The following is a 12,254-nucleotide window of genomic DNA, read 5'->3' as shown; positions in this document are numbered from 1 at the left end:
ACAAATTACTTTCTATCTTTTTGTCTTAGGCCAATATTTAGGTACAAGATAATGAAATTTACTGAGACTAATTTCGCCTCAGTTTGACATCGCAAGATAGCATTTTATTAGCATTTAGCTTATCTACTCTACAAAGAAAAAACAGTTTTATCATGGAATAACTGGATGACCTGTTACCTTTATAGGGTATTTATTGCTCAATCTTTCTGCTATACATTTACAACAAATAACATCAAAGAACAATCGAACACATAATAGCACATATTTTTTGGCGACTCGTGTTTCTTGAGCTTACTCCACTTTATCTATACTGTTTAAAAGGGTTTACAGAGAAATCACCACTGACTTATCACTTTTAACATCAAATTTTTTTATTTGATTCGCTATACAATAAAGAGCCAGTATCATAAAGAGGTGACTTAGGAGAACATGGAACAAATCATTGAAATATATAATGATATATCAGAAAATACTTTCTTAATGGCCTCTTTTTTAGTCGTCATATTGCTATTAACATGGTTTGTCGGAAAAGTCATTTTTTTACGGGTTGCGAGAAGGTTATTACCATTATTCACTAATTTAAGTGACGATGAGTTAATTGATGGTATCGCTCGGAAAATTGCATCGATCGTCGCGGTAACGCTTGTACTTTATATTAACCAGATGCTGCCTTCCCTTTCTGATGAAGTAAACATTACATTTAAAACTATCTGCTGGGCGCTGATTATTATTAATGTTGCCGCATTAGTTAACGATGGCTTAGATGTGTTTATTATCCGTCAGTCAAAAAAAATATTACATCGTAATAATTCGATAAAAGGCTATATCGAAATAGCGAAAATTATTGTTTGGATAATTTCCTTTATCTTGATCATTGCGTTGATGACCGAACAGTCCCCGATTATTATTATTTCCAGCTTCGGTGCTATCGCTGCGGTATTAATGTTTGTATTTCAGCACACACTATTATCGTTTGTGGCCAATATATTAGTATCAAACGGAAAGGTGTTAAAACTGTATGATTGGATTGAGCTACCAAGCAGTAATATCAGTGGCGAAGTTATCGATATCGCGCTACATACTATTACCGTTCGAAACTGGGATAACACCATTTCACGCATTCCTACCAAAGATTTTTTAACTGAAAAATATACCAACTGGCAGCCCATGTTTTCCTCTGGAGGCCGTCGCATCAAACGTAGCTTTTATATTGATCAATCGTCAATTTCCTTTGCAACAGAAGATCTCTTCAACGAATTAAAAAATACCCCTCCCTTGCGCCAAAGCATAGAAAGTATGTTAGAAGCACGAGGTGAAATTGGGGATGTAAATGAATGGATGATAAATAATGGCGTCACTAACCTACAGCTATTTAGAAAATACATTCTAAATTGGATAAAGCTGCGCGGCGATGTCAGAACAGATATGTATTTGGTCATACGAACAATGCCGCCAACACCAAATGGTTTGCCTGTTGAAATCTATTGTTTTACACGCTCAACCACTTGGGTTGATTATGAAGAGGTTCAATCCGAAATTTTTGAGTATGTTAATGCATCTGCTAACTACTTTAAGCTACGTATTTATCAACACCCAGCTGGGAGTGATCTCGCTAATTTAAAATATCAGTAGTAGATAACAAAAAACACCGAACAAGTCGGTGTTTTTTTTCATCTAATTAAAAGTACTTGCTAATACATGCTATGAGCAAGCCAGTACCTAATCAGCCATTAGACTATGCGTCAAACGGGTCACGTAGAACCATAGTTTCTGAACGATCTGGGCCCGTTGAAATAATATCAACTGGAATACCCGTTAGTTCTTCAACGCGTTTGATGTAATCCAGAGCTGCCTGTGGCAGTAATTCTCTTTGTTTCACACCAAAAGTCGTTTCTTTCCAACCTGGCATTGATTCATAAACTGGCTCTAAACCATCCCACTCATCTGCAGCTAAAGGTGTTGTTTCAAGCACTTTGCCATCTGGACGACGGTAGCCTACGCAAATTTTAACTTCTTCTAAACCGTCTAAAACATCCAGTTTAGTCATACAGAAGCCTGACAATGAGTTGATTTGCACTGCGCGATTAATCGCAACGATGTCTAACCAACCAGTACGGCGTTTACGACCCGTAGTTGCACCAAATTCTTGGCCTTTTTCACGCAGGAATTCACCCACTTCGTCAAACAGCTCAGTAGGGAATGGGCCCGCACCAACACGAGTTGAGTAAGCTTTAATGATACCCAATACGTAGTTAACATAGCGAGGACCTAAGCCAGAACCAGTTGCCACGCCGCCAGCTGTCGTATTTGAAGAGGTTACATAAGGATACGTACCGTGGTCGATATCTAATAATGTCCCTTGTGCGCCTTCAAACATCACGAATTCATTCTTCTGATTTGCTTTATAGAGCAGATCAGAAACATCAATTACCATGCCAGTCAGAATATCAGCCACAGCCATGATATCATCTAACGTTTTTTGGTAATCTACAGCAGGTTCTTTATAGTAATGAACAAGTTGGAAGTTATGGTATTCAACGATTTCTTTTAATTTTTCTGCGAACGTTGCTTTATCGAATAAATCACCAACACGCAAACCACGACGAGCAACTTTATCTTCATAAGCAGGACCAATACCACGACCTGTTGTTCCAATCGCTTTGGAACCACGTGCTTTTTCACGCGCATTATCTAATGCGATATGATAAGGCAGGATCAGTGGGCATGCTTCAGAAAGACGTAAACGTTCCCGAACAGGAACACCGCGGTCTTCCAATTCTTTCATCTCTTTCATTAATGCGTCAGGCGATAAAACGACGCCATTAGCAATAATACTGATGACATTTTCACGAAGAATACCGGATGGAATTAAGTGGAGAACGGTTTTTTCACCGTTTACAACAAGAGTATGGCCAGCATTATGGCCGCCCTGATAGCGAACTACGTATTTAGCACGCTCTGTCAGCAAGTCAACGATCTTGCCCTTCCCTTCGTCACCCCATTGGGTGCCCAGTACGACAACGTTCTTACCCATTTTGAAATACACTCGGTTGCTTAAAAATGAATTCTACCATCAAAAATGAACTGTTCCAGTGATATTTTGGCAATACAAAAATTTTTTTCTGGAAAGCAAGTAAAATGGTATTTTTTATTTCTGCCGTAAACTCAAAATGAATGCCATCAGTTGAGCAGTTCAAATTTTCCCTGAAAAATCCTATACTTAAAACGACAGGCGAAAAAAAGCCCACCGAAGCGGGCTTTTCTTTAATAGATTAACAGTTATTTTGCTAGGTTGCACGCAACTTAGCTTGTTATTAATCTGTCGCGCGAAGCTTAGTTGGTGCCTTCATAAAGCGGAAGAAATCAGTGTCTGGGCTTAATACCATCACGTCTTCACCACTCTTGAAGCTTTGCTCATAGGCACGCAAGCTACGAATGAACGCATAGAACTCGGGATCTTGGTTGAATGCATCAGCAAACAGTTTCGTTGCCATCGCATCACCTTCACCTCGGTAAGTCAGTGCGGTACGCTCTGCTTCAGCCAACGTTTCTGTTACTGTTTTATCAGCCACAGCACGGATCTTAGTTGCTTCTTCTTGGCCTTGCGAACGATGCTGACGCGCGACTGCTTCACGCTCTGCACGCATACGCGCATAGATAGCTTCAGAAACTTCGTTTGGCAGTTCGATACGTTTAATACGTACGTCGACAACCTCGATACCTAACGCTGCCATACTGTTTGCATTCACAACCAGTGGCTTCAGGTTCGTTTCTTCTTCAACACGTTTTGCCGCATCCGCAATCGCTGCATCCGCTTCTTTAGTTGCGTCGTCAATTGCAGTACCTTTGTTCAAGGCATCACGCACATCAACAGTTAAACGGCCACGTGAGTCGGTGATGATGTCCTTAACGCTTAAACGACCAAACTCAGAACGTAAACGGTCACTAAATTTACGTTTTAACAGGGTTTCCGCTTGGAATGGGTTACCACCGCCAGTTGCTACATAGTAGCGACTGAAATCAGTAACGCGCCATTTCAGGTAGGAGTCCACCATTAAGTCTTTGTTTTCGCTTGTCAGATAACGGTCAGCTTGAATTTCAAGAGTCTGAATACGTGCATCTAACATTTTCACAGTTTCAATAAATGGAACTTTGAAATGCAGGCCTGGCTCATAAATGATCGGTTTATTTTCAGAATCACGTAGAACCTTACCGAAACGCAATACGATACCGCGGTCAGTTTGAGGAACAATAAAGATAGATGCGTATGCAACTGCCAAGATGGCAATAACGATAACAATTAGCGATTTACGCATGATTATTGTCTCCCTACTCTAACAGCATCACCACGAACAGCGTTGTTTGGCTGTGCTGGTGTTGCAGCAGATGATGACGAATTGTTGCTTGGCGTCGCCATTCTTGCTGACGGATTAGCTTTTGACGTTGAAGCTGCATCTGAATTTGTACCGCGCATGATTTGGTCAAGCGGCAGCACTAACATGCTGTTGCTCTTATCATTCGCAATCACTTTACGTGTATTACTTAACACACGTTCCATCGTGTCGATATACAGACGCTCACGGGTGATCTCTGGTGCAGCACGATATTCAGGTAACATTTTCGCAAAGCTTGCGACCTCACCCTCTGCTTTGAAGACCACACTCGCTTTATAGGCTTCGGCTTCTTCAATCAAGCGTTGTGCGTTACCTTTTGCCAGTGGAAGAACTTCATTTCGATAAGCGTGCGCTTCACGAATAGTTTTTTGTTCTTCTTCCCTTGCTGAGATTACGTCATCAAACGCTGCTTTAACATCTTCAGGTGGACGCGCTGCTTGGAAGTTGACGTCAAGCAGTGTGATCCCCATTTTGTATGGTGCAATTGTTGCTTCGAGCTCTTTCTGTGTAACATCACGGATAAAAGCACGATTCGTAGTCAATACTTGCTCCATAGCAGATTGACCAATTACACCACGCACAGCGCTATCTAGCGCCTGACGCAGACTATTGTCTGGGTTTGTGACACTAAATAAATATTGTGCAGGGTCAGTAACACGATACTGAACGTTCATTTCAACGCGGATCACGTTTTCATCGGACGTTAACATCATGCCATTTGTTGCTTGCTCACGAACAGTTTCCACGTTGACAGGAACAACCCTATCAATGAAGGTTGGTTTCCAGTTCAAACCAGGCCCAACAACACCACTGTATTCACCAAAACGTAATACTACGCCACGGTCACTTTCTTTGATGGTGTAGAAGCCTGAACCTGCCCATACAACAACGATAGCAGCAAGAGCTAACATACCTAAACGACCGCTGATTTGTGATGGCTGCTTATTATCGCCATCACCGCCGCCGCCTTTATTTCCACCAAGCTTGCTGCCTAGTTTACGAAAGAGATCGTCGAGATCATAAGCCCCACGTTTTCGACCACCTTTGTTCCCGCCAGAGTTGCCGCCTTTATTGCCGCTTCCCCACGGATCGCGGTCTTGTCCGTCATTACCGGGCTGATTCCACGCCATGTTTTAGCTCCATTCTTTATGATTGATTTTCAGGGCTAAGAGCGATAGGGCTCTTAATATCAATTCCATTGCCTAACTATATTATTAACGACCAAAGCAACTAAATAATGTAGTCAGGTAATTGCTGCTCTTGTTTGCACAGACGCCGCCAATCCACCATTGGCATACGCACCTCAAGGCCAATTGAGCCGTCTTCTTCCTGCCATTCACGTTCGATTGACTGAAGTTGATAGAAACGGCTACGTAAACGGCCTTCATTCGGTGGTAAACGCAATTCAACATGTGCGATTTCACCTGAAAGACGTTCCGTCAATGCCTGTAGCAACAATGGGATACCATCACCCGTTTGCGCTGAAACCCAGACACGAACCGGCTTGTTATCCTCATCTCTGTCAATACGCGGGACAAAATCCTCCAGCATATCGACTTTGTTCATCACTAAAAGTGTTGGTATTTCATCCGCTTCGATCTCTTCTAACACGCTTTCAACTGCATGAATATTCTCATCCAAGCGATTATCAGCTGCATCGATAACGTGTAGCAATAACGTTGCTTCGCGTGTTTCTTGCAGGGTTGCTTTAAAAGCGGCAACCAAATCATGAGGTAAATGGCGGATAAAACCCACAGTATCTGCAAGCACTACAACACCCACATCTTCGACATCAATACGACGAAGTGTTGGGTCAAGCGTTGCAAATAACTGGTCAGCAGCATAAACATCAGCGGCCGTCATGCGGTTAAACAAGCTTGACTTACCAGCATTGGTATAACCGACAAGCGAAATAGTCGGGATATCGGCCTTACTTCTCGCTTGACGCCCTTGTTCACGCTGTTTTTCCACCCGACTAAGACGAGATAAGATTTGTTTAATTTTATCTCTTAATAGCCGGCGGTCGGTTTCAAGTTGAGTTTCACCGGGACCTCGTAAGCCAATCCCGCCTTTTTGTCGCTCTAGGTGCGTCCATCCCCTCACTAAGCGAGTCGATAAATGCCTTAACTGAGCTAATTCAACTTGGAGCTTACCTTCGTGTGTACGTGCGCGTTGAGCAAAAATATCTAAAATCACCCCTGTACGGTCAACCACCTTACATTGGCAAATCCTTTCGAGATTACGTTCTTGAGCAGGGCTTAGAGTATGATTAAACAACACCACATCTGCACCACTTTCCTCAACAGCTTGGGCAATTTCTTCTGCTTTACCTTCCCCAACAAAAAACTTTGGATGAGGAGCTTTACGACTGCCCGTGACTATTTGTACTGGTTTCACGCCAGCAGATGTCACAAGTGACTCAAATTCCGCTAGATTATCAACGTCTTTCTCTTGAGAAAAAAAGACATGGACCAATACAGCTAGTTCACCGCCTTCATACCTATCAAACAAGGTGTAACCTCTTAGGCTAAACAATAATTGCAAAGGAAAAACACAGGTACAGTCTCCCTACCTATGCTTTCCTTGTCTTTTAGCGTACAAACTTACTCAGTTACTTCGCCATCTTGCGCTGCTGGGTTACCTGACTGGTAATTACCATTACCTGTGCTACCAGTAGTACCGCTATGATGAGAAACAGGGCGAGCAGGGACAACAGTCGAGATAGCATGCTTATAAACCATCTGGCTAACTGTGTTTTTTAATAAAATAACAAATTGGTCAAAAGACTCAATTTGCCCCTGCAATTTGATGCCATTAACGAGATAAATAGAGACCGGAACCCTTTCACGACGTAATGCGTTCAGGAACGGATCTTGCAAAGATTGCCCCTTAGCCATTCTATGTTTTCCTTATTTTGTTGTTTTTAAAAGAGAATCTTTTAGATTCCAAAAAGTAACTACTCAAAAATTGCGCTTAACGTTCTAATTGTACACAAACATCAGTCCTATGCACGCATAACCTGCATAACGGTGCTAAGCGCTTGCTGAGGTTGTTCACTATCTAACCAATGAACATTTTCCCAGCTTCTTAACCAGGTAATTTGACGTTTTGCCAATTGGCGAGTTGCACAAATTCCCCGATAAATCATATCATCATGGCTAATTTCACCATCTAAATATGACCACATTTGCCGATACCCCACACAACGAATTGAAGGGAGATCGACATGTAAATCATTTCGTTGATGCAATTTGCGAACTTCTTCTTCAAAGCCCGCCTCTATCATCAGATGAAAACGTTGTTCTATGCGCTCATGTAAAATTTTACGATCTTGTGGCGCAATAGCAAACTGAAACACATTATAAGGCAATTCTTCCCCGGCTGTTTGTGTCATTTCAGTCAAAGTTTGTCCCGAAATGAGATATACCTCTAAAGCACGGGATAATCTTTGTGGATCATTAGGGTGGATCCTTGCCGCAGCAACTGGGTCAACCTCAGTAAGACGGCGATGAATTTCCCCCCACCCTTGTTCTTTAGCAATGTGTTCAATTTCAGCACGCACTGTTGGGTCAGCTGAAGGAAGTGGTGAAAGTCCTTCTAACAAGGCTTTAAAATACAACATTGTGCCGCCAACTAATAATGGAATTTTACCTTGTGAGGTAATTTCGGCCATGGCTTTTAATGCGTCACGGCGAAAATCGGCAGCACTGTATGGTAGAGACGGATCGAGAATATCAATCAGACGATGGGGAGCTTGGCTGAGTTCTTCTGCTGTTGGTTTCGCTGTGCCGATATTCATCTCTCGGTAAATTAATGCCGAATCGACACTAATAATTTCCACAGGCAAATGCTTGCGAAGTTCTATCGCCAAAGCGGTTTTACCTGAGGCAGTTGGACCCATTAGGAATATTGCGTCAGGTTTTTTCTGAGTTGCTAAATCACTCATTTGTTAGTGTAGCTACCACGGATTGTAAATTAATTAATTGTAATAATGTTGGTGGAGGGTTTTTCACCCACTGCGGGCATACCCGCTCAACATCTGCCAGCAACTGAATAGCCTGTGCTAAACTCCAACTTTCTTCTGTTTTAACCTGTGAAACTGCTTTAGCAAGCCATTGTGCAATCTCTTCGTCAGTGACGCTTTCTTTTCCCGATAAAAAATCGAGTAGCTCAGAAAAAAGTTGTGATAAATTTTGTGTTCTTAATGGTAACGATACCGTATGAATTGTTACTTTTCCATGTAATATCGTGGCTTCGATACCAAATATTGTCAATTGTTCCTTGTACCGCTGTAAAACCTCTATTTCCTCATTTTTAAGTGACACTTTTAGAGGTATTAATAATGGTTGGGGCTTCAATGCTCCACCATCCGGTGACAATTGTGACAATTTCAATAAATAGTTAGCTTCCGTTAAGGATAACAGGATTAGCCCTAACGAAGACTCAATTAATGCAAAGTTTTTTGCGTAAATTGTCAATACTTTGCCAAAAAGGTAGTTATCCGCATTTTTTGCTACAGGTTGTGACGATATTTGCGGTGAGTTTATCGGTTTACGTTCAGGAAAAAGCGGTTTTTTATCTTCAGGCGCAACAGGAATAGACATTAGGCTCTGATACAGTTCACCTGCTTTTTTGTCATAAGTTGAGCCAAATGTTTTTGCTTGCGCATTTTCTGAAAAACCTGACGTTGATTTCGGTGAAGAAAAGGCGTGATTTACCGCACTATCCTTTAAGTAACTAGCCTGTCTATCAGGTGTTTTAGACTCTTGAACGGTATTTTCGATTCGCGTATGGTTTTCTGTCTTAAATTGCTTAGGGGCCACGCTAGGAGGAGAAGAAAAATAGTTTTCCCCCGCAGAAGGCCGATTTTCCAGTTCTGTATTCACCGGCTCGATACCCGGGAGCTCATCGATAGATGCCGCTTCTAATAATACCGTTCGTACCGCTTGATAAATAAAATCATGTACCAGACGTGCTTGGTGAAAACGAACCTCATGTTTTGCAGGGTGTACGTTAACATCAACTTGTTTTGGGTCAATGGTTAGATACAAGACATAAGCAGGCTGCTGGTTTTCGTCTAAATGCCCTTCATAAGCTTGACGGATCGCATGATTAATCAGGCGGTCACGCATCATGCGGCCATTAACATAGCAATATTGTGTTTCGCTGCCCGACGTCATTGATGGAGAAACGACCCACCCTTTGATTGCAAGATCGCTATGTTCCCAAGACAACGCTAAAGCGCCTTGCATGAAGCCTGTCCCACAAATCGTACCGAGTCGTCTCTCTTGCTGTGCCTCATCATGAGCAGCACGGTATTGTTTCACCAATTTGCCATTATGAGTCAGATTGATAGCGACATCAGGGCGAGACAGCGCAATTCGACGAACAATTTCATCAATGTGGCCGAATTCGGTTTTTTCTGTGCGCATAAATTTACGGCGAGCTGGCGTATTATAGAATAAATCTAATACTTCAACCGTTGTGCCATTAGGATGAGCGGCTGGTTTAACCATCACCTCCATCTCGCGCCCTTCTGCGTATGACTGCCACGCTTCGCTTTGCTCTGCTGGTTTTGATGTCAACGTTAAACGTGAAACGGAGCTAATACTCGCGAGTGCTTCACCGCGAAACCCCATACTCATAATAGCTTCAAGGTCATCCAATGTGGCAATTTTACTGGTCGCATGGCGAGCTAAAGCCAGAACAAGTTCATCTTTACCGATGCCACAGCCATTATCACGAATACGGATCAGTTTTTCTCCACCACGTTCAATGTCGATATCAATACGAGTTGCCCCGGCATCAAGACTGTTCTCTACGAGCTCTTTAACCACTGACGCAGGCCTTTCGACCACTTCACCTGCCGCGATTTGGTTGGCTAGTTGTGGGGAGAGAATATGAATTGCCATGTCTCCCCCTTATTGTGGCGCTGCTTGTATTGGATTTGCCAAGAAATATTGACGTAATCCTAAATGAATTGCTTCTGCGACTTTATCTTGGAATTCATTCGATTTTAGCAACTGCTCTTCTGCGGTATTACTAATAAACCCAGTTTCCACTAAAATCGATGGGATATCAGGGGAACGCAATACACCTAAGCTTGCATGCTCAGGTGTTTTTTTGTGAATATTACCGACTTTTCGCAGCTGTTCGATCACTTTAACCGCAACATCATACCCAACACGTTGAGAGTGACCGAATTGCAAATCTAAAACGGCTTGGCTCAAATAAGGGTCCGCACCACTGAGAACATCACCCGCCCCGCCTAATAATTCTGATTGTTTTTCACGTTGTTCAAGCCAACTACCCAGCTCACTATTTGCACGTCGATTAGACAATACCCACACTGATGCACCCCGTGCGCTGCTATTCGGGGCCGAGTCAGCGTGAATAGACACCAACATATTAGCCCCTTTCTTACGTGCCACATCAGAACGACCACTAACGGAAATAAAGTAGTCTCCGTCACGTGTCATCGCGGGCTTAAACATCGGATCGGCTTCAAGGCGTTGGTATAACTTACGTGCGACACTGAGAGTCACATCTTTTTCTTTATAGCCATTCTTACCTATCGCACCAGGGTCTTTACCACCGTGACCCGCATCAATGGCAATCACGACCTGCTTACTGCCTTTTGGCATACTCTTATATTTAGTCGGTGTTGGTGTAGCAACAGGCGCAGGCTCACTCATCTTCAACGGTTTATCTTGAGTGCTATTTGCTGCTGGTTTAACCGTATTATTAGTTCGATTAAAAGAGGTAGAACCGGATGAATTTCCAGTCGATATTGTTAACACCAACTGATATTCACCTGAAACCTGTTTAAGTACCGCTTTCGTTTTCGCCGCTCGAGATAGCTCTAAAACTAAGCGCTTGTGTTGGTTATCAGAAGGTTGGCTTGTTCGTACTAATTTCACAAGGTCCCCTGCAGGAACTTTAAGGGGTAACCCCATAATCTCACCTCGTTGTTTGATATCAACAACAAGGCGCTCAGGTGAATGCAATGGAAAATAGGCGTAATCGGGCTTTCCATCAATAAAGCTTAGCACCACTTCTGCTTGTGATGGGCTATTATTAACTTGAATATTCGATAATGTTGCCGCTTGTGCTTTTGCAGCAAACAGCCACATGACTGATACCATAAACAAGACGAAAACAGTAAAAAAACCCTTTTTTGTTATTCTGTGCATTGATGCATTCAACATGAGCAATAGCTTCCTTAGAGTAGGGGTAATGCTTCTAACAACGACTCCCCATTGGCAGAAAAAGCAACAAAGTGAGCCTGACGCCCTTCGCCTTGATAGGTCAGATGGAGCTCAAGATCCGCTTCAGGTAAAAAACCTTTACCTTGTTGCGGCCATTCGACCAAACAGATCGAATTTCCAGAAAAATAGTCACGAATTCCCATAAATTCAAGTTCTTCAGGATCGGCTAACCGATAGAGATCAAAGTGAAAAACTTGACGATCTGCTAATTCATAGGGTTCAACCAAGGTGTAAGTTGGACTTTTTACGTGACCTTGATGGCCCAGCGCTTGTAAGAAACCTCGGCTAAAGGTGGTTTTCCCTGCTCCGAGATCACCATATAAGTGAATAATTGTGCCTTGATGGCAAGCCTTAGCGATAGCATTACCTAACGCAACAGTTTGCGCTTCGTTGGCAAGTTGTATTGTACGTTCTTTCATATTGTTCTTTTATTATGTCATTAATAGGCGGTGTCGCCTGTTTATCCTTTAAATGCATAGTTTATATTGCTGTTCAAAATGCATAAAGAGATATCAACAAACATCAATATTGCCGTTTATCTTAACCTAAGATGGGGCTTTTTTCTTAATTAACATTACTTGAATGATGAGTT

At 42.5% G+C, this 12,254-nt stretch carries 10 protein-coding genes; 1 reads left to right on the top strand and 9 read right to left on the bottom strand.

Going from position 1 to position 12,254, the window contains the following annotated elements:
• The first annotated feature begins 429 nt into the window (after positions 1-429).
• Entirely contained in the window at positions 430-1,632 is a 1,203-nt protein-coding gene (locus PR800_RS13905; RefSeq protein ID WP_102138243.1) for a mechanosensitive ion channel family protein, read from the top strand.
• Between the two features lie 103 nt (positions 1,633-1,735).
• On the opposite strand, the gene PR800_RS13900 is transcribed toward PR800_RS13905, so the two are convergent.
• The 9 genes from PR800_RS13900 to tsaE all read right to left on the bottom strand — a co-directional run bounded on the left by PR800_RS13900 (position 1,736) and on the right by tsaE (position 12,081).
• Positions 1,736-3,034: an adenylosuccinate synthase gene (locus tag PR800_RS13900; RefSeq protein ID WP_102138244.1), complete on the bottom strand. Its 1,299-nt coding sequence runs from the start codon at positions 3,032-3,034 to the stop codon at positions 1,736-1,738.
• A gap of 280 nt (positions 3,035-3,314) precedes the next feature.
• Positions 3,315-4,316 carry a protease modulator HflC gene (gene hflC, locus PR800_RS13895; protein WP_102138245.1) on the bottom strand — a complete coding sequence of 334 codons (1,002 nt, stop codon included), beginning with the start codon at positions 4,314-4,316 and terminating at the stop codon, positions 3,315-3,317.
• Positions 4,317-4,318: 2 nt separating this feature from the next.
• The gene (hflK, locus tag PR800_RS13890; RefSeq protein ID WP_102138246.1) at positions 4,319-5,524 is read right to left on the bottom strand and encodes an FtsH protease activity modulator HflK; all 1,206 of its coding nucleotides are present in this window, start codon (positions 5,522-5,524) and stop codon (positions 4,319-4,321) included.
• Positions 5,525-5,624: 100 nt separating this feature from the next.
• Positions 5,625-6,905 (bottom strand): ribosome rescue GTPase HflX, encoded by a 1,281-nt coding sequence (gene hflX / locus PR800_RS13885; RefSeq protein WP_195697873.1) that lies wholly within the window; start codon positions 6,903-6,905, stop codon positions 5,625-5,627.
• Positions 6,906-6,997: 92 nt separating this feature from the next.
• Positions 6,998-7,291 (bottom strand): RNA chaperone Hfq, encoded by a 294-nt coding sequence (hfq, locus tag PR800_RS13880; protein ID WP_102138247.1) that lies wholly within the window; start codon positions 7,289-7,291, stop codon positions 6,998-7,000.
• Positions 7,292-7,398: 107 nt separating this feature from the next.
• Positions 7,399-8,340, bottom strand: a complete 942-nt coding sequence (miaA, locus tag PR800_RS13875; RefSeq protein ID WP_102138248.1) for a tRNA (adenosine(37)-N6)-dimethylallyltransferase MiaA — start codon at positions 8,338-8,340, stop codon at positions 7,399-7,401.
• The gene (gene mutL / locus PR800_RS13870; RefSeq protein ID WP_272531075.1) at positions 8,333-10,306 is read right to left on the bottom strand and encodes a DNA mismatch repair endonuclease MutL; all 1,974 of its coding nucleotides are present in this window, start codon (positions 10,304-10,306) and stop codon (positions 8,333-8,335) included. The genes miaA and mutL overlap by 8 nt, the downstream gene beginning before the upstream one ends.
• A 9-nt stretch (positions 10,307-10,315) precedes the next feature.
• Positions 10,316-11,602 carry an N-acetylmuramoyl-L-alanine amidase AmiB gene (gene amiB / locus PR800_RS13865; protein WP_102138250.1) on the bottom strand — a complete coding sequence of 429 codons (1,287 nt, stop codon included), beginning with the start codon at positions 11,600-11,602 and terminating at the stop codon, positions 10,316-10,318.
• Between the two features lie 14 nt (positions 11,603-11,616).
• Positions 11,617-12,081 (bottom strand): tRNA (adenosine(37)-N6)-threonylcarbamoyltransferase complex ATPase subunit type 1 TsaE, encoded by a 465-nt coding sequence (tsaE, locus tag PR800_RS13860; protein WP_004906013.1) that lies wholly within the window; start codon positions 12,079-12,081, stop codon positions 11,617-11,619.
• Between the last annotated feature and the right edge of the window lie 173 nt (positions 12,082-12,254).

The sequence above is a fragment of the Providencia sp. PROV205 genome, from assembly GCF_028479505.1.
GTDB lineage: Bacteria > Pseudomonadota > Gammaproteobacteria > Enterobacterales > Enterobacteriaceae > Providencia > Providencia huaxiensis.
Note: the sequence above shows the minus strand (reverse complement) of the source record. Positions and strands in the feature narration are given on the sequence as shown.

Coding starts and splice junctions, on each gene's coding strand:
- hflK (WP_102138246.1), bottom strand. CDS start 5,524: ATGGCGTGGAATCAGCCCGGTAATGACGGACAAGACCGCGATCCGTGG.
- tsaE (WP_004906013.1), bottom strand. CDS start 12,081: ATGAAAGAACGTACAATACAACTTGCCAACGAAGCGCAAACTGTTGCG.
- amiB (WP_102138250.1), bottom strand. CDS start 11,602: ATGTTGAATGCATCAATGCACAGAATAACAAAAAAGGGTTTTTTTACT.
- hfq (WP_102138247.1), bottom strand. CDS start 7,291: ATGGCTAAGGGGCAATCTTTGCAAGATCCGTTCCTGAACGCATTACGT.
- mutL (WP_272531075.1), bottom strand. CDS start 10,306: ATGGCAATTCATATTCTCTCCCCACAACTAGCCAACCAAATCGCGGCA.
- hflC (WP_102138245.1), bottom strand. CDS start 4,316: ATGCGTAAATCGCTAATTGTTATCGTTATTGCCATCTTGGCAGTTGCA.
- PR800_RS13900 (WP_102138244.1), bottom strand. CDS start 3,034: ATGGGTAAGAACGTTGTCGTACTGGGCACCCAATGGGGTGACGAAGGG.
- miaA (WP_102138248.1), bottom strand. CDS start 8,340: ATGAGTGATTTAGCAACTCAGAAAAAACCTGACGCAATATTCCTAATG.
- PR800_RS13905 (WP_102138243.1), top strand. CDS start 430: ATGGAACAAATCATTGAAATATATAATGATATATCAGAAAATACTTTC.